Source organism: Pseudomonas sp. P7779 (assembly GCF_013386315.1).
Lineage (GTDB): Bacteria > Pseudomonadota > Gammaproteobacteria > Pseudomonadales > Pseudomonadaceae > Aquipseudomonas.
Window position 1 is genome coordinate 124,982 of record NZ_JACARZ010000020.1, and the last position, 17,638, is coordinate 142,619.

17 protein-coding genes are annotated in these 17,638 nt (G+C 59.5%); 3 read left to right on the forward strand and 14 right to left on the reverse strand.

Features of this window, described 5'->3' with window-relative positions; genetic code table 11:
- Positions 1-58: 58 nt before the first annotated feature.
- The 3 genes from HX869_RS07960 to HX869_RS07970 all read right to left on the reverse strand — a co-directional run bounded on the left by HX869_RS07960 (position 59) and on the right by HX869_RS07970 (position 4,072).
- Positions 59-1,717, reverse strand: coding sequence for a Na/Pi cotransporter family protein (locus tag HX869_RS07960; protein ID WP_003214770.1), 1,659 nt, complete (start codon positions 1,715-1,717; stop codon positions 59-61).
- Between the two features lie 214 nt (positions 1,718-1,931).
- Positions 1,932-2,699 carry a TerC family protein gene (locus HX869_RS07965; RefSeq protein ID WP_003214768.1) on the reverse strand — a complete coding sequence of 256 codons (768 nt, stop codon included), beginning with the start codon at positions 2,697-2,699 and terminating at the stop codon, positions 1,932-1,934.
- A gap of 65 nt (positions 2,700-2,764) precedes the next feature.
- Positions 2,765-4,072 carry a CitMHS family transporter gene (locus HX869_RS07970; protein WP_003214766.1) on the reverse strand — a complete coding sequence of 436 codons (1,308 nt, stop codon included), beginning with the start codon at positions 4,070-4,072 and terminating at the stop codon, positions 2,765-2,767.
- A 272-nt stretch (positions 4,073-4,344) separates the two neighbouring features.
- Here HX869_RS07970 and HX869_RS07975 point away from each other — a divergent pair, with 272 nt between their 5' ends.
- Positions 4,345-4,746: a GFA family protein gene (locus HX869_RS07975; protein WP_177028127.1), complete on the forward strand. Its 402-nt coding sequence runs from the start codon at positions 4,345-4,347 to the stop codon at positions 4,744-4,746.
- On the opposite strand, the gene HX869_RS07980 is transcribed toward HX869_RS07975, so the two are convergent.
- From HX869_RS07980 to HX869_RS08030, 11 genes are all read right to left on the reverse strand, one after another.
- Positions 4,743-6,704, reverse strand: a complete 1,962-nt coding sequence (locus tag HX869_RS07980; RefSeq protein WP_178902953.1) for a DUF4105 domain-containing protein — start codon at positions 6,702-6,704, stop codon at positions 4,743-4,745. The two genes, HX869_RS07975 and HX869_RS07980, sit on opposite strands and share 4 nt — an antisense overlap.
- Positions 6,701-7,021: a DUF2388 domain-containing protein gene (locus HX869_RS07985; protein WP_003214760.1), complete on the reverse strand. Its 321-nt coding sequence runs from the start codon at positions 7,019-7,021 to the stop codon at positions 6,701-6,703. Before HX869_RS07985 ends, HX869_RS07980 begins: the two co-directional genes overlap by 4 nt.
- A gap of 26 nt (positions 7,022-7,047) precedes the next feature.
- Positions 7,048-7,356, reverse strand: a complete 309-nt coding sequence (locus HX869_RS07990) for a DUF2388 domain-containing protein (protein WP_008439654.1) — start codon at positions 7,354-7,356, stop codon at positions 7,048-7,050.
- Between the two features lie 106 nt (positions 7,357-7,462).
- A complete protein-coding gene (locus HX869_RS07995; RefSeq protein WP_178902954.1) occupies positions 7,463-7,783 on the reverse strand; it encodes a DUF2388 domain-containing protein in 321 nt (106 codons plus the stop codon).
- A gap of 151 nt (positions 7,784-7,934) precedes the next feature.
- On the reverse strand, positions 7,935-8,129 hold the full coding sequence (locus tag HX869_RS08000; RefSeq protein WP_003214754.1) for a DUF1127 domain-containing protein: 195 nt from the start codon (positions 8,127-8,129) through the stop codon (positions 7,935-7,937).
- 262 nt (positions 8,130-8,391) lie between these two features.
- Entirely contained in the window at positions 8,392-8,607 is a 216-nt protein-coding gene (locus HX869_RS08005; RefSeq protein ID WP_003214752.1) for a DUF1127 domain-containing protein, read from the reverse strand.
- Between the two features lie 318 nt (positions 8,608-8,925).
- Positions 8,926-10,419 carry an acetyl-CoA hydrolase/transferase family protein gene (locus HX869_RS08010; RefSeq protein WP_087694539.1) on the reverse strand — a complete coding sequence of 498 codons (1,494 nt, stop codon included), beginning with the start codon at positions 10,417-10,419 and terminating at the stop codon, positions 8,926-8,928.
- Between the two features lie 179 nt (positions 10,420-10,598).
- The gene (locus HX869_RS08015; RefSeq protein ID WP_003214748.1) at positions 10,599-12,035 is read right to left on the reverse strand and encodes an NAD(P)(+) transhydrogenase (Re/Si-specific) subunit beta; all 1,437 of its coding nucleotides are present in this window, start codon (positions 12,033-12,035) and stop codon (positions 10,599-10,601) included.
- Positions 12,032-12,355 carry an NAD(P) transhydrogenase subunit alpha gene (locus HX869_RS08020; protein WP_008439664.1) on the reverse strand — a complete coding sequence of 108 codons (324 nt, stop codon included), beginning with the start codon at positions 12,353-12,355 and terminating at the stop codon, positions 12,032-12,034. The genes HX869_RS08015 and HX869_RS08020 overlap by 4 nt, the downstream gene beginning before the upstream one ends.
- 15 nt (positions 12,356-12,370) lie before the next feature.
- Positions 12,371-13,492 carry a Re/Si-specific NAD(P)(+) transhydrogenase subunit alpha gene (locus tag HX869_RS08025; protein ID WP_008439665.1) on the reverse strand — a complete coding sequence of 374 codons (1,122 nt, stop codon included), beginning with the start codon at positions 13,490-13,492 and terminating at the stop codon, positions 12,371-12,373.
- A 447-nt stretch (positions 13,493-13,939) separates the two neighbouring features.
- Positions 13,940-14,839: a LysR family transcriptional regulator gene (locus HX869_RS08030; protein WP_178902955.1), complete on the reverse strand. Its 900-nt coding sequence runs from the start codon at positions 14,837-14,839 to the stop codon at positions 13,940-13,942.
- A 157-nt stretch (positions 14,840-14,996) separates the two neighbouring features.
- Between HX869_RS08030 and HX869_RS08035 the strand changes: the two genes are divergently transcribed.
- Together HX869_RS08035 and HX869_RS08040 are read left to right on the forward strand one after the other, a co-directional pair.
- The gene (locus HX869_RS08035; RefSeq protein ID WP_003214743.1) at positions 14,997-16,178 is read left to right on the forward strand and encodes an acyl-CoA dehydrogenase; all 1,182 of its coding nucleotides are present in this window, start codon (positions 14,997-14,999) and stop codon (positions 16,176-16,178) included.
- 13 nt (positions 16,179-16,191) lie between these two features.
- Complete coding sequence (locus tag HX869_RS08040) at positions 16,192-17,412, forward strand: CaiB/BaiF CoA-transferase family protein (protein ID WP_178902956.1); 1,221 nt, start codon at positions 16,192-16,194, stop codon at positions 17,410-17,412.
- Positions 17,413-17,638: the final 226 nt, after the last annotated feature.

A 17,638-nucleotide genomic window follows, 5' to 3' on the forward strand; every position in this document is an offset into this window, starting at 1 on the left:
AACAGGCTTCCTGGCGAGTGAGGTCCGTTGTTAACTGACTTCACTCGCCGTCGTACGTTCAGGGCGAATGGGTGATGTCGGCAATATCGTCCGCCGAGAGGGCGCCGGTGTCGGTGGTTTCCAGCACCACATAAGCGCTGCTGCAGAACAGCGAGTTGAGACGCTTCATGTCGGCAATCAGCTCCAGGTGCAAGGAACTGGTCTCCAGGCTCTGTACGATTTTACGTTGCAAGCGGCTGACGTGGGCGTGGGCCAGGCGACGCTCCTGGGCGCGGAAGCGGCGCTTTTCCCGCAGCAGTTGCCGGGCGCTTTCCGGGTCGGCACTGAGGAACACCGAGAGCCCCAGGCGCAGGTTGGCGATCAGTTGGGTTTGCAGACCCGCGAGTTCCTCCAGGCCGACTTCGGAGAATGAGCGGCGCTGGGAGGTCTTTTGCTGCTGGACCTTGCGCAGCATGCGTTCGATCAGGTCGCCGGCCAGTTTCAGGTTGATCGACAGTTCGATGATCTCGGCCCAGCGTCGGCTGTCCTGTTCGCTGAGGTCTTCCCGGGGCATTTGCGCGAGGTAGAGCTTGATCGCGCTGTAGAGCGCCTCGACATCGTCGCTCAGGCTGCGCATTTCCTGGGTGATGGCGGTTTGCTTGCCGCGCAGCACCTCCAGCATCGAGGTCAGCATGTTGTCGATCAGGTCGCCCAGACGCAGGGTTTCGCGGGCGGCGTTGGCCAGTGCCAGGCTTGGGGTGGCGAGTGCTGCCAGGTCCAGGTGGCGCGGCTTGGCCAGGCCGTTGACCTCTTCGCGTTCCGGGAGCAACCAGGCGCACAAGCGGGACATCGGGCCGATGGTGGGCAGCAGGATCAGGCAGCGAATAACGTTATAGAGCAGGTGGAAGGTGATCACCATGCCTTGGGCGCTGTAGTCCAGGTTATCCATCCAGCCGACCAGCGGGTCGAGTACCGGGATGATCAGCAGCAAGCCGATCAGCTTGTACAGCAGGCTGCCCAGGGCCACCTGGCGCCCGGCGGCGTTCTGCATGCTGGTGCTGAGGAAGGCCAGCACGCCGCTGCCGATGTTGGCGCCGATCACCAGGCCGATGGCCACGTGCAGGCCGATCACGCCGGCACCGGCCAGGGTCGCGGTCAGCAGGACGGCGGCCAGGCTGGAGTAGGAAATCATCGCGAACAGTGCGCCGACCAGGGCATCGAGCAAGATGTCGCCGGTCAGCGAGGCGAACAGGACCTTGACGCCCTGCGCGTGGGTGATCGGGCCCGCGGCTTCGACGATCAGTTGCAGCGCAAGGATGATCAGCCCGAGGCCGATCCCGACACGGCCCATCTGCCCGGCGCGTGTCTGTTTGCGCGACAGGAAGAAAATCACCCCGAGGAAAATCAACAGCGGCGACAGCCACGACAGGTCAAAGGTCAGCACCCGGGCCATCAGCGCGGTACCGACGTCGGCACCGAGCATGGTCGCCAGGGCGGGCATCAGGCCCATCAGGCCCTGGCCGACAAACGAAGTCACCAGCATCGCCGTGGCGTTGCTGCTTTGCACCATGGCCGTCACCAGGATGCCGGCGATAAACGCCAGCCAGCGCTTGGACATGTTCTGCCCGATGACCTGGCGCAAGTTGGAGCCGTAGACCCGCAGGATGCCGGTACGGACGATGTGCGTGCCCCAGATCAGCAGGGTTACCGCGGAAAGCAGATTGAGCAGGGTCAGCATGCTGGGCCCCCTGTGTTGAGTCGTGCTCCAATCGGAGCAAGTGAATAGTGCCGCGTGCCGTTCTACGTCTTGTACTTAAGCTGTAGTTGGCGAATGGGCTCGGCGCCAGCATCGCATAGCTAAAGTCGGGATTGAAACAAAACTGTCATGAAATCAGCTTTTTGCAGATGAAAAAAAGGGGCTCTAAAGCCCCTTTTTCAGCAGCGGGTCCAGGTTATTGACCCGGAATGTCCTTGCGCAGTTTCACAGGATCCTGCTGTTTCTTCTTTTTCGCGATGGCGGTACGCATCTTGATGTTCACCGCTTCAACCGCCAGGGAGAACGCCATGGCGAAGTAAACGTAGCCTTTTGGCACGTGAACGTCGAAGGCTTCGGCGATCAGCACGGTACCCACCACCAGCAGGAACGACAGCGCCAGCATCTTCAGCGACGGGTGTTTGTCGATGAAATCGCTGATGGTGCCAGCGGCCAGCATCATCACGAGTACGGCGACGATGATCGCGGCCACCATCACCGGTACGTGGGAAACCATACCGACGGCGGTAATCACCGAGTCCAGGGAGAACACGATGTCGATGATCGCGATCTGGATGATGGTGTAGATGAACTTGCCACCGGCGCCCTTCGGCTCGTCGTGGGTTTCGTCTTCACCTTCCAGGGCGTGGTACATCTCCTGGGAGCTTTTCCACAGCAGGAACAGGCCACCGAAGAACAGGATCAGGTCGCGGCCGGAAATGCCTTGGCCGAACACCACGAACAGATCGTCGGTGAGGCGCATGACCCAAGTGATCGACAGCAGCAACAGGATCCGCGTGACCATCGCCAGCGCCAGGCCGAAGATCCGGGTACGCGCCTGCATGTGCTTGGGCATGCGGCTGACCAGGATCGAAATCATGATGATGTTATCGATGCCCAGGACGATCTCGAGGGCCGTCAGGGTGAAGAAGGCAATCCAGATTTCCGGATTGGTCAGCCATTCCATGTGTATTCCTTTGAGCGAGTGTTAGACCGCGCCAGCCTTAAGAGCCGGCGCAGTGAGTTGTACGATTATAGAGTGCTGAACAGCGGAAAAATCCCCATCAGCAAAGCGGCGACCATTATGCACAGGCACACCAGCACCGCCCACTTGAGGGTGAAGCGCTGGTGATCGCCAAATTCGATACCCGCCAGGGCTACCAGCAAGTAGGTCGATGGAACCAGTGGGCTCAACAAGTGCACAGGCTGGCCAACGATTGAGGCGCGGGCCATTTCCACGGCAGTGATGCCGTAGTGGCTGGCGGCTTCGGCCAGTACCGGCAGAACGCCGTAGTAGAAGGCATCGTTGGACATGAAGAAGGTAAACGGCATGCTCACCAGCGCGGTGATCACGGCCAGATAAGGCCCCAGCGCGTCAGGGATGACGGCCAGCAGGCTCTTGGACATGGCATCGACCATGCCGGTACCGGACAGGATGCCGGTGAAGATACCGGCGGCGAAGATCAGGCCGGTGACCGCCAGGACGCTGCCGGCATGGGCGGCGATCCGGTCTTTCTGCATCTGCAGGCACGGGTAGTTGACGATCATCGCGATACTGAAGGCCACCATGAACAGTACCGGCAGTGGCAAAAGGCCGGCGATCAAGGTGCACATCAGGGCGAAGGTCAGTGCGCCGTTGAACCAGATCAGTTTCGGACGGCGGGCGTCCGGGTATTGCGAGACGCTGATTTCGCTGTGGTCGATTTCATCGCCTTGCAGGTGCAGCTCGCCCAGGCGTGCCCGTTCGCGCTTGCCGTACATATAGGCAATCACCAGGATGGCGACGACGCCGGCGGCCATGGCTGGAATCATCGGTACGAAAATATCCGATGGGTCCACGTGCAATGCACTGGCGGCGCGGGCGGTCGGGCCACCCCATGGGGTCATGTTCATCACCCCACCGGCGAGGATGATCAGGCCGGCCATGATCCGCGGGCTCATGCCGATGCGCTGGTACAGCGGCAGCATGGCGGCCACGCAGATCATGTAGGTGGTGGCGCCGTCTCCGTCCAGTGATACCACCAGGGCCAGCACGGCGGTGCCGACCGAGACCTTCAGCGGGTCGCCCTTGACCAGCTTGAGGATCTTGCGCACGGCCGGGTCGAACAGGCCGGAGTCGATCATCAAGGCGAAATAGAGGATGGCAAACATCAGCATTACGCCGGTCGGCGCAAGCTTGGTGATGCCCGCGAGCATCATCGGGCCGATCTGCGGGGCAAAGCCGCCGAACAGCGCGAACAGGATCGGTACGATGATCAGGGCGATCAGCGCAGACAGGCGCTTGGTCATGATCAGGAACATGAACGTGATGACCATGGCAAAGCCAAGGAAAGTCAGCATAGGAATACTCCAGGCGTAGCGCGGCTAGGGAATGGCGAACCGGTTGGGTCAGCGCAGAACGAAAGGCACGAGGCGTACGGGTGGAGTCGGGGCAAACAGGCGGGTACGAGCGGACATCGGGAATCACCATTGTTGTTGTTAACAACCGGTCTGTTGCCGGTAGTGGTGGGCGATCCTAGTCCCGGAAGCTTTCAGCCAGCTTTCGCTTGAGAAACGGGCTACGTTGAATGGACGACTGGTCCTGTGTGAAATAAGGATGTGGGAGACAGAGCATGCATGAGCAACACCAAGGCGGCTGCCATTGCGGGCGGGTGCGTTATCAGTTCAGCGGGGCGTTGGTGGATATTGCCCACTGCCACTGTTCGATTTGCCGACGGGTCAGCGGCGGCTTGGTGACGACCTGGATCACCCTGCCCCGTTCCGCGTTCGCCTGGGTGGCGGGAACGCCGGCGCAGTACGAATCTTCGCCGACATGCGTGCGGTATCTCTGTTCTAACTGTGGGGCGCATTTGGCGCTGGTAACGCAACTGAGTGCCGAGAGTATCGATGTGACCATCGCAACCCTGGATCACCCGGAGCTGGCCCCGGCAGATCGGCACATCTGGGTAGAGAGCCGATTGCCGTGGTTACACCTGGATGAGCAACTACCGGAAGAAGACGGAGAAGCGCTCTAGGGCAGCTCGAACCCGCCGGAGGCCTTGTGCAGTGCGCGCAAGTGCTCGCCTAGCTGCTTGAGGTTGGCTTCACATGCGGCAATCTCCGCCGCGCGGGCCGGTTCCAGCAGCGCCCTCACCTCTTTGTCCAGATCGCCGGTCAGCGACTGCAACTGCTTCTGGCGCGCGGCGCTCTCTGATTCCAGGCGTTTGGATTCTGTTGGTTGTGGCAAGCCGTAACCGCTGGTGCCCAGCAGCTCTGCCGGGCGACTGAGGAAGCCACTGTTGGCGAGGATCTGCTGCAACGTCGCGTTGGCCTTTTCCATGCCGCCGTTCTTCAGCTCGCGGGCGCCAAGGTAGCGTTGCTTGACTTCATCCTGGGCCAGCATGAGCTGCTTGCGGAAGCTCGCCTGTTCCAGCAGCAACAAGGCGGCGCTGGCGCGCAGGTCGGCTTCGGCGAACCATGGGCGGCGCTCTTCGGCACTCAGTGACAACCAATCCTCCACTTCAGCCTGTTTGATCGGCAGGCGCTTTTTCAACACCTCGAACATCGCCTGGTAGCGCTCGCGGAAGGAGTCGAAGTGATAGCCGAGGCGCAGCGCGCGTTTTTTGTCGTCCAGCACACTGGTATCGGCCAGGCCTCGGCCCTTGAGGACTTCCAGCAGGCCATTGGGCGTGATGTTGTCCAGGCCGGTCAGCTGCGGGTTGGCGCTGCCGCTGCGTAACAGTTTCAGGCTCTCGACTGCGCAGTTGTTGGAGATGAAGAAGTAGTTGCCGTCGTAGCTCCAGTGCATTTCCGCGGCGTGTTCGACGGTGTCGTTGATCTCCTGGCGCGTGAGCTTCAACGGCACCGACGCCAGGCCGCGCAGCTCGGTCTTGGTGTACTCGTCAATGACCTGAGACAGCGGCAGCACGAACAGCCGCGACGGGTATTTGCCGATCAGGCCGTCCCAGCTCGACAGTTGTACGTCACCGACAAACGCGCGGTAGGACAACACCAGGTGCTGGTCCAGGTCCAGGCGGCAGTCCGGGCCCCGTGGCCGGCCGGGGGCGCAGATCACCAGGCGCAGCATGCTGTGGCCCCAGCGACTCACGAGGTTCTGGTTGGCTTCGGCCAGCAGGTAGTCGATTTCGTAGACCCGCTCGGGGTCGACCTGGCCCAGTGGAGTCTTGGCGAAGTCGTTGCCGGCGTTGAGGAAGGCGTAGGTTTTGGCACAGGTGTCCTTGGCGGGCGGCGCCCAGCCAAAGTGTTCCTTGTAATAGCGGTACAGCGAAGGCCGGCGGCAGGCATAGCTCGGGTCGAGGAGGAAGTACTCCATGTTGACGGCGACGAATTCCAGCGGGCTGGTGGTTTCGTAGATGTCCGGGCTGCGGGCGACCTGATGATTGTTCTGTTCACGTTCGCCGCGACGGCCGACGTATTGCGGCCACCCGGCGAGGTCCAGCAGGCGTGGGTCATCGCTGAGGGTAAAGCGGCGGTCGTTCTGGCCCCGGCATTGATCGGGCAGGCCGATCAGGCCGGTGATGTTGTTCTGGCGGCTGCAACGCTGGATCAGCTTGCGGTCGGCGCTGGACCACAGGCGGGCACGGTCATAGATGTGGGTCAGTTCATGCAGCACGGTGGCGAGCATTTCCCGGCGCACGGTGCCGTGGGGGCGATTGGTTTTTTGCGTCGCGGCACTGCCGTCGGTAAGGCTTTTCAGCAAGTTGCTGTTGAGGTCCAGTTCGGACACCAGCGAAGCCTGGCCGTAGGCGTTCTCGGGCATCTTGTCGGTCCAGCCGACGTCGATGGTCCGGTCCAGTTGCTCGATGAAGCGCGGCGGCAACGCCTGCATCGCTTCATCCAGCAATGCCTGGCTCGCCTGCTGCTGGGCCGGGCTCAAGCCATCGGTCTTGAGCCGCAGTTGCAGGGCGGCCTGAGCCGCGCTGGCGCCCAGCAGCAAGGTGCCGGCCAGTAGCCAGGCGGCAACGCGCCTCACAGAGAGAGGATAGCTTCGGCGAGAACCTGGTCGCTGGCGTCGCGGGCTTCCGGCACGCGGGTTCGCAGGGTGTCGAAGGCGGCTTCCAGTTGAGCGCCACGAATCTCGCCATTGCTGGCAACGAAACTGGCGGCATCGTCGTGGGCTTCGCGTACGACTTTGGAGTCGCGGATGGATGTGGTGGTGTCCGAGGTGAAATCGATGGTACGGGCCGAGGCTCGGACGATGATGTTACTGGTGGCCTTCAGGGTTTGTGCCTGGGCAACACCGGCCAACAACAGCAGGCCGAGAGCGGCGGCGATCAGCGGGCTACGCATGGAATGACTCCGAAATACAAAGATGATTATTGGACGAGAATTGCTTGCGCCAGTTCAAGGTCACTGGCGTTAAGTTTTGGCTGGGTATGGCGCAGATAATCCAGCGCTGATTCCAGTCGGGCTCCCCGCCATTGGCCGTCAGTGGCAATGAAAGCGGCAGCGTCATCCTGGGCGGCCAGTATCAGTTTATGGTCGAACGGTGCGGAGGTCACTTTGCTGGTGGCATACGCACTGACAACGAGGCTCTGGGTGGACAGGTCAAAGGCCGGAGCTTGCGTGGACCAGCAGGTGCAAAACACTACGGGAGCGATCAACAGGCGGTATGAAAAAGCCATGGGACTCGACAACTGAAAACGAGCGCCAAGGCTAGCGCAATGCCCGGGCGAGAGCCAGCACGGAGGGTTCGGGGAGCGCCTGGCGCCCCCTTTATCCCACCTGCGGTCAGATGGCCAGGATCGCCTGGGCCAGCTGCGCGTCAGTCGCGGTATTCAGTTGTGGAGCCTTTTGGCGGATCTGGGCCAGGGCGCTTTCCAGTTTTACGCCACGGATGGCGCCTTCGCTGGCAACGAAGCTGGCGGCGTCGTCACGGGCGGCACGTACGACCTTGTTGTCACGCAGGGAGGAAGTGGCATCGGAGGTGGCGTCTGAGGTGGCTTTCAGTGCGCCGACGATCGAATCCGTGGTCACGATCAGGCTGGAGGCGTTGGCATTGGCAGCCAGGGCCAACAGGGCTGCAGCGCTCAGCAGGTGAAGACGGGACATGGGGTGACTCCTGTAAATGAACGAAAGGGTGGCACAAAGCTACTGCTTGAGCAGCGAGACCATGGGCATCAGACGCCCGTTCTACAGGGTTCGCCACGTGGTAGCCGGATATTAGCCGCCGCTTATCTGTTCGGATAGCGTCCTGCGGTGATTACTCGCGCCAGAACGATTTGGCCAGCTCAGATGCCCGGTCGCCGTGACTGATACCCGCATCGGACAATTCCCGCGGATCCAGTTGAGCCAGCAGCCTGCGTGTGCGGGCCCGTTGCCCCCAGCAGACGAGTGCTGCAGCGGTGCGCTTGAGTAGCTGTATCAACCGAGGGTGTTGCTGGTTTTTGGTATTCATGACGCGCGCCTTTCATGAGGTCCTGGAACACCATCTTGGGCTGGAGGGTGCTACCGGTACAGATACACGCGGGTTAAATTGTACTGCTTAATTGTTATATTTTTTAAACTGTATCGGTCTGTAGAAAGCCGACTGTTTTCGCCATTGAAAATCCAAACCCCAGAAACAGCAGAACCCGCCGCCGGTTACCCGGGGCGGGTTCTGCTTTAACAATTCGGAGTGCTGGCGGTGGACCCGGTGGGTCAGGGCCAGCGGACGCTAATTAGCGCCAGAACGGCTTGCTCAGCTCTTCGTAGCGTTGTGCTTCGCTGATACCGGCGTCAGCCAGCAGACGCGAATCCAGACGAGCCAGTTGATGGCGGCTGGAGATGCGGCGCTGCCACAACATCAGGTTGGCGAGAACGCGCAGAGGCAGGGAAGCCTGGGTGTTTACAGCTTTTTCTTCGAAGAACAGATCGGAACTGAGTGTACGTTCCATGATGACATCCTTCCGCTTGTGGCGGGATTAGGTAGTGGTTTAACTGGTGCCAATGATCCTCCTCCCAGGCAAGACTCTCTAGATACAGTTCACCTGTATTGTGAGGGGCCAGTTAACTGTTTATAGGGGCTGTACTGTACGAAATTGGGGCAACTGTACCTGTCGGCGCTTTTATGGTGCGTTTTAGGCGTTTATGGAGTTCGAGGTAGGATATTTCAGTAGGAAATGACCGGTACAGCAGTACAGTTTTTTATAAAACTTGGGCTCGGAAGCTCGGGCTGATGAAACTGTGTTTGCATCAGCCCGAATCTGTATCAATCACGCCTTCAGCATATGCCCGGTTTCTTCCAGGTTGATGTGCCAACTCAGTGCTTCTCGCAGGATATGCGGGGTGTGCCCGCCCAGCACACAGGCTTGGGTGAAGTAGGTGTTCAGGGCATCGCGGTACGCCGGGTGCACACAGTTGTCGATGATGACCCGAGCCCGCTCCCGCGGCGCCAGGCCCCGCAGGTCCGCCAGGCCGACCTCGGTCACGAGGATGTCGACGTCATGTTCGGTATGGTCCACATGGCTGACCATTGGCACCACGCTGGAAATCGCGCCGGCCTTGGCAATCGACTTGGTGACAAAGATCGCCAGGTGCGCGTTGCGCGCGAAGTCGCCCGAGCCGCCAATTCCGTTCATCATCCGGGTGCCGCAGACGTGGGTGGAGTTGACGTTGCCATAGATGTCGAACTCCAGCGCGGTGTTAATGCCGATGATGCCCAGGCGCCGCACCACTTCCGGGTGATTGGAGATTTCCTGGGGCCGCAGCACCAATTTGTCTTTGTAGCGCTCCAGGTTGCCGAACACGTCGGCGTTGCGCCGTTCCGACAATGTGATCGAACTGCCTGAGGCAAAGCTCAGCTTGCCTGCGTCGATCAGGTCGAATGTGGAATCCTGGAGGACTTCCGAATACATCGTCAGGTCTTCGAAGGGCGACTCGATCAAACCGCACATCACCGCATTGGCAATGTTGCCGATGCCTGCCTGCAGCGGGCCGAGCTTGTTGGTCATGCGTCCGGCGTCGACTTCTTCTTTAAGGAAGTTGATCAGGTGATTGGCGATCGACTGGGTGTCGCTGTCGGGCGGCGTCACGGTGGAGGCCGAATCCGCCTGATTGGTGATGACGATCGCGACGATCTTTTCCGGCGGAATCGGAATCGCGGTGCTGCCGATACGGTCGTCCACGGCCACCAGCGGAATTGGCGTGCGGGTCGGGCGATAGCTCGGGATATAGATGTCGTGCAGGCCTTCCAGGTTCGGGTTATGCGCCATGTTGATCTCGACGATCACCTGCTTGGCGAAAATCGCGAAACTGGCGGAGTTGCCCACGGAAGTGGTTGGCACAATGTGGCCTTGCTCGGTGATCGCTACGGCTTCGATCACCGCGATGTCCGGTAGCTTGAGCTGATTGTTGCGCAGCTGCTCGACGGTTTCCGACAAATGCTGGTCGATAAACATCACCTCGCCGGCGTTGATCGCCTTGCGCAGGGTGCTATCTACCTGGAATGGCATGCGTCGCGACAGTACACCGGCTTCGGTCAGTTGCTTGTCCAGGTCGTTGCCCAGGCTGGCGCCGGTCATCAGGGTAATTTTCAGCGGTGATGTCTTGGCGCGTTCGGCCAAGGCGTGGGGCACGGCCTTGGCTTCACCGGCGCGGGTGAAGCCGCTCATGCCGACGGTCATGCCGTCCTGGATCAGTGCGGCAGCGTCAGCCGCGCTCATGACCTTGTTCAACAACGAAGGCAAGCGGATACGATCACGGTACATGGATTGTTATCTCGGGCTACGGAAGCAAGATGCGCAGTCTAGTGATTTCAAAAAATTTCGTCCCGCTACCATGGTCGAATGCCAGGCAGCGATTTAGAGCCTTTTGTCGGTTTTTACCGGCAATAAAAAACCCCAGCCTACTAAAGGCCAGGGTTTTGGGTATTGCGCTGGCGCAGTGTTTATTCGACGGCCTTGACCATGTCTTCGATGACCTTCTTGGCGTCGCCGAAGACCATCATGGTCTTGTCCAGGTAGAACAGTTCGTTGTCCAGGCCGGCATAGCCGCTGGCCATCGAGCGCTTGTTGACGATGATGGTCTTGGCCTTGAACGCTTCGAGGATCGGCATGCCCGCGATGGGCGACTTGGGATCGTTCTTGGCGGCCGGGTTGACCACGTCGTTGGCGCCTAGCACCAGCACCACGTCGGCCTGGCCGAACTCGGAGTTGATGTCTTCCATCTCGAACACCTGGTCGTAAGGCACTTCTGCCTCGGCCAGCAATACGTTCATGTGACCAGGCATACGGCCTGCAACCGGGTGGATCGCGTACTTCACGGTCACGCCGCGGTGGGTCAGCTTCTCGGTCAGCTCTTTCAGTGCATGTTGTGCCCGTGCCACCGCCAGGCCGTAGCCCGGTACGATGATTACGGTATCGGCGTTGGTCAGCAAGAAGGTTGCATCGTCAGCCGAGCCGGATTTCACCGGGCGCGCTTCTTTCGAGCCGGCCGGGCCGGCGGCGTCTGCCGTGTTGCCGAAACCGCCGAGCAGTACATTAAAGAAGGAGCGGTTCATCGCCTTGCACATGATGTACGACAGGATCGCACCGCTTGAACCCACCAGCGAACCGGCGATGATCAGCATCGAGTTGTTCAGCGAGAAGCCGATCCCCGCCGCAGCCCAGCCGGAGTAGCTGTTGAGCATCGAGACGACCACCGGCATGTCGGCGCCGCCAATCGGGATAATGATCAGCACGCCCAGCACGAACGCCAGGGCCAGCATCAATGCGAAGGCGCTGAGGTTGCCGGTGAACATGAAGGCCAGGCCCAGGCCCAGCGTCAACAGCCCCAGCACCAGGTTCAGCTTGTGCTGACCGCCGAACTGTACTGGTGCGCCCTGAAACAGGCGGAACTTGTACTTACCCGACAGCTTGCCGAAGGCGATGACCGAGCCGGAGAACGTAATTGCACCGATGGCTGCACCGAGGAACAACTCCAGGCGGTTACCGGCGGGGATCGAATCCCCCAGGTGTTTCACGATACCCAGCGACTGTGGTTCCACGACTGCGGCGATGGCGATAAACACTGCAGCCAGGCCGATCATGCTGTGCATGAACGCCACCAGCTCCGGCATCTTGGTCATTTCCACGCGCTTGGCCATGATCGAGCCGGCGGTGCCGCCGACCAGCAGGCCAACGATGACGTAGCCAATTCCGGCAGTGGCCAGCTCGGCGCCGAGCTTATAGATGAGGCCCACGGTGGTGAGCACTGCCAGCGCCATGCCGAGCATGCCGAACAGGTTGCCGCGCCGGGACGTCGTCGGGTGTGACAGGCCTTTAAGGGCCTGGATAAAGCAGATCGACGCGATCAGGTAGAGCGTCGTGACCAGATTCATGCTCATGACGATGGCGCCTCTTCTTTTGCTTTCGGGGCTTTCTTCTTGAACATCTCAAGCATCCTGCGGGTAACCAGGAAGCCACCGAACACGTTGACCGCCGCGAGGGCTACGGCCAGGGTGCCCATGGTCTTGCCCAGTGGTGTCACGGTGAGTGCGGCTGCCAGCATGGCGCCGACGATCACGATCGCCGAAATTGCGTTGGTCACGGCCATCAGCGGGGTGTGCAGGGCCGGGGTGACGTTCCAGACCACGTGATAACCGACATAAATCGCCAGCACGAAGATGATCAGGTTGTAGATACCGGGGGAAATAAGCTCTTCCATCGTCTGAATCCCTGCTTAGGCGTTTTTGCGGATGACTTGGCCGTCGCGGCACATCAGGCACGCGGCGACGATGTCGTCTTCGAGGTTGATTTCAAACTGCCCTTCCTTGGTGAAGACCAGCTTCAGGAAGTCCAGCAGGTTGCGTGCGTACAGCGCCGAGGCATCGGCGGCGACGGCGCCGGCCAGGTTGGTCGGGCCGCAGATGGTCACACCGTTTTCCACGACCACCTGGTCTGCCACGGTCAGCGGGCAGTTGCCGCCCTGGGCTGCGGCGAGGTCGATGACCACCGAGCCTGGCTTCATCTGTGCGACGGTCTCGGCGCTGAGCAGGGTCGGTGCCTTGCGACCCGGAATCAATGCGGTGGTGATGACGATGTCGGCTTGCTTGGCACGTTCATGCACGGCCAGGGCCTGGCGCTGCATCCAGCTTGTTGGCATTGGGCGCGCGTAACCGCCCACGCCAACCGCGCATTCACGTTCTTCATCAGTTTCGTATGGCACGTCGACGAACTTGGCGCCCAGGGATTCGATCTGTTCCTTTACCGCCGGACGCACGTCGGACGCTTCGATGACCGCACCCAGGCGTTTCGCGGTAGCGATCGCCTGCAGCCCTGCTACACCAGCTCCAAGAATCAGCACGCGAGCGGCTTTCACCGTACCGGCGGCGGTCATCAGCATTGGCATGAAGCGTGGGTAGTGATGGGCGGCGAGCAGTACAGCCTTGTAGCCGGCAATGTTTGCCTGGGAAGAAAGCACATCCAGGCTCTGCGCGCGGGAGGTGCGCGGCGCGGCCTCAAGGGCAAAGGCCGTGATGCCATGCTCGGCCAGTCGAGTGATGGTTTCGTTGCTGAACGGATTGAGCATGCCCACCAGCACTGCGCCGCTTTTGATCAGCGTCAGTTCGCTGTCATTGGGGGCGACCACCTTGAGGATCAGCTCGGCGCCGAATGCATCACTGGCGCTGCCAATGGTTGCGCCCGCTGCTTCATAGGCACTGTCGACGACACTGGCATTGATGCCTGCCCCGCTTTGCACAGTGACCTTGTGGCCCTGGCCGATCAGCTTCTTGATGGTTTCCGGGGTGGCAGCCACCCGCGTTTCACCGGTCTGGGTTTCGAGAGGAACACCAATGTGCACGTCAAATCTCCTGCATGATCTTTTTGCTTTGATTTTTGTAAAAGGCCAGTGCGCCACGACAGGCGAATCTGGGCGGCCGATCAGCACGATCCCGCTGAAATACAGCGGGGCGCGGCATTTTGCAGGCGAACTTTACGGCCTTCAAGAGATTATGACGGGTGACGAAAAATTAACTACAAGTCACCCCGTGACCGATTGTCGCAATGGATAGATTAAAGTCGTTTAAATACAGGAGATTAAAGAGTTTTTACCGAAATATCAGCGCTTCTCCATCGCCGACGTGAATGCTTGGGCATCGCTGCAATTTTATGGCTACAGGCCAATACCTACATGGCTTAAAGGCCATTTCAGGGTCAAAAGATGCGGTCTTCTAAATTGCGACATATATATACATATGTAGGTATTTTGTTTTGTTGACTACAAAGTTAATAAATTGACGAAGACCCTTTAGATATTGGGGTTGTAACGATGCGACTGATCAATCAGCCAGTCTCTGAACGCATGCAGAGAAGCTGATTCGACCTTTCTCTCGGGAATCATCAGGTAGTAAGCCTTTGAGCTCGCCAGTACCTGAGGGCTGGCAATCACCAAGTGCCCATCGCTCAGTTCCCTTTGAATAAGGAACGGCGGTATCAGTGCAATGCCCATATCGTGCATGGCTGCCTGGGACAACATGGAGAATAGCTCGTAACGCGGGCCTGTCATGTCGCGGGGTATGTCCAGCTGTTGCGCGTTGAACCACTGGCGCCAGGCATAGGGTCGAGTAGTTTGTTGCAGCAGGGGCAGTTCGGCGATTTCGTGTGCAGTGAAGTGCGTGCGATCGCCCAGCAAGCGCGGGCTGCATACCGGGAGCGGGTTTTCTCCCATCAGTTTGTGGGATTCGGTACCGGACCAGTCGGCATCGCCAAAGTAGATTGCCGCGTCGAATTCGGTATCGGCGAACAGGAAAGGCCGTGTGCGGTTGGTCAGGTTGACGGTGACTTCGGGATGCTGGTGCTGAAAGTCCTTGAGGCGTGGGATCAGCCATTGGGTGCCGAACGTCGGGACCACCGCCAGTTCAATAACGTTGGTGCCCTGCTGTCCCATGATCGAAAGGGTGTCGCGTTCCACGGCGTCAAGTTGCATAGCCACCCGGCGACTGTAGGAAAGCCCTGCTTCTGTCAGTTTCACGCCCCGGCGCGAGCGTCGAAACAGCTCGACACTTAAAAACTCCTCAAGACTGGCGATTTGTCGGCAGATTGCGCCCTGGGTGATCGAAAGCTCCTGTGCCGCCTTGGTAAAGCTCTCGTGGCGGGCAGCAGCCTCGAAACTGACCAGCGCCGTGGTGCTGGGAATTTTTCTGCGCATGTACCGTGACCTCACAAGTAAAGAGCATCTATGCCGATTTTGAATGTTACGGAGTGAGAAATTAGCACAAGGCTATGCAAAATCCTCGTTTGCCCTCCTCGCCTGCCCGGCCTAGGCTCCATGCACGACTTTTGATTTACTTCGCGAGGACTCACTCATGGGCGGTAAGGCAAGCTTCAACTGGATCGATCCACTGCTGCTGGATTCACAGCTCACCGAAGAAGAACGCATGGTGCGCGACAGTGCCCAACAGTTCGCCCAGGACAAGCTGGCGCCCCGTGTTCTCGAAGCCTTCCGCCATGAAAAGACTGACCCTGCGATCTTCCGCGAAATGGGTGAGACCGGCCTGCTGGGGGCGATGATTCCAGAGCAGTACGGTGGCAGTGGATTGAACTACGTCAGCTATGGCCTGATCGCTCGTGAAGTAGAGCGTGTGGACTCTGGCTACCGTTCGATGATGAGTGTGCAGTCCTCACTGGTGATGGTGCCTATCAATGAATTCGGTACCGAAGCGCAAAAGCAGAAATACCTGCCGAAGCTGGCCTCTGGTGAATGGATTGGCTGCTTTGGCCTGACCGAGCCTAACCATGGTTCCGACCCGGGCGCGATGATTACCCGCGCGCGCAAAGTGGATGGCGGCTACAGCCTCACTGGCAGCAAGATGTGGATTACCAACAGCCCGATTGCGGATGTGTTCGTGGTGTGGGGCAAGGACGATGCGGGCGACATCCGCGGCTTCGTGCTGGAAAAGGGTTGGAAAGGCCTGAGTGCTCCGGCGATCCACGGCAAGGTCGGATTGCGCGCCTCGATCACCGGTGAAATCGTCATGGATAACGTGTTTGTTCCTGAAGAGAACATCTTCCCGGATGTGCGTGGCCTGAAAGGACCGTTCACTTGCCTTAACTCGGCACGCTACGGGATCTCGTGGGGTGCCTTGGGGGCCGCGGAGTTCTGCTGGCATACCGCGCGTCAGTACACCCTTGATCGCCAGCAGTTCGGGCGGCCTTTGGCGGCTACTCAACTGATCCAGAAGAAGCTCGCAGACATGCAGACTGAAATCACCCTGGCGCTGCAAGGATGCCTGCGGTTGGGTCGTATGAAGGATGAGGGCACTGCGGCTGTGGAAATCACCTCGATCATGAAGCGTAACTCGTGTGGCAAGTCGCTCGACATTGCCCGGATGGCGCGTGACATGCTCGGTGGTAACGGCATCTCGGATGAGTTCGGCATTGCCCGCCACCTGGTCAACCTTGAAGTGGTGAATACCTATGAGGGTACTCACGACGTGCATGCATTGATCCTGGGGCGAGCGCAAACCGGTATTCAGGCGTTCTATTAATAGGAGAACGACCATGGGCGCGCTTTCGCACCTGCGGGTACTGGATTTGTCGCGAGTGCTGGCGGGCCCTTGGGCCGGGCAGATACTTGCAGACCTTGGCGCTGAAGTGATCAAGGTCGAGCGGCCCGGGAATGGCGACGACACTCGTGCCTGGGGGCCACCCTTCCTCAAGGATGCGTATGGGGAAAACACCACTGAGGCGGCGTATTACCTGTCTGCCAATCGCAACAAGGAATCGGTGACGATCGACTTCACGCGGCCGGAGGGCCAGAAGCTGGTGCGTGACCTGGCGGCGAAGTCCGACATTCTGATCGAGAACTTCAAGGTAGGCGGCTTGGCGGCCTATGGGTTGGACTATGAGTCGCTCAAGGAGCTCAATCCGGAGTTGATCTACTGCTCGATTACCGGGTTTGGTCAAACCGGGCCCTATGCGACGCGGGCGGGCTACGACTTCATGATCCAGGGGCTTGGCGGGCTGATGAGCCTGACTGGCCGCCCGGAGGGTGAAGACGGCGCCGGACCGGTTAAGGTTGGCGTGGCGCTGACGGATATTCTTACGGGGCTTTACTCGACAGTTGCGATCCTGGCGGCCATGGCTCACCGGGATCATGATGGTGGCGGCCAGCATATCGATATGGCGTTGCTGGATGTGCAGGTGGCTTGTCTGGCTAATCAGGCGATGAACTACCTGACGACGGGCGTCTCTCCAAAGCGCCTGGGTAACGCTCATCCGAATATCGTTCCCTATCAGGATTTTCCTACGGCGGATGGCGACTTCATTCTTACTGTGGGTAATGATGGGCAGTTCCGCAAATTTGCCGAAGTGGCTGGGCAGCCCCAGTGGGCGGATGATCCTAGGTTTGCTACTAATAAGCTGCGAGTGGCCAACAGGGCGGTGCTGATTCCGTTGATCCGTCAGGCTACCGTGTTCAAGAGCACGGCTGAATGGGTAGCTCAGTTGGAGCGAGTAGGTGTGCCTTGCGGCCCGATCAATGACCTGGCGCAGGTGTTTGCCGATCCTCAGGTAAAAGCGCGCGGGTTGGCGATGCAGTTGCCTCATGCGTTGGCTGGTACTGTGCCCCAGGTGGCAAGTCCTATGCGCCTGTCCAAGACGCCTGTTGAATACCGCAGCGCACCTCCGCTGTTGGGTGAGCATACCTATCAGGTGCTGCAGCAAGTGCTGGGTTTGACGCCAGCGAATGTGTCGGCTTTGAGGGAGGCCGGGGTCATCTGAAGCTTCTCTTCTATATAGAGGGTTGTTGAGGCTCTCTATATAGAGGGAAGTTGGTCGGTTTTTAGCCAGAAATGCCTATTTGATAGAAAAGCTGAATTAAGGGTTGACGGCAGATTCTGGAAGTCTATAATTCGCCCCACTTCCGGCGCAGTCGAAACGGAAAACTCCTTGGTAAACAAAGAGTTATGTAGGTTTCGGCAGCGAGTTGCTTCAGATCATCGAAGCC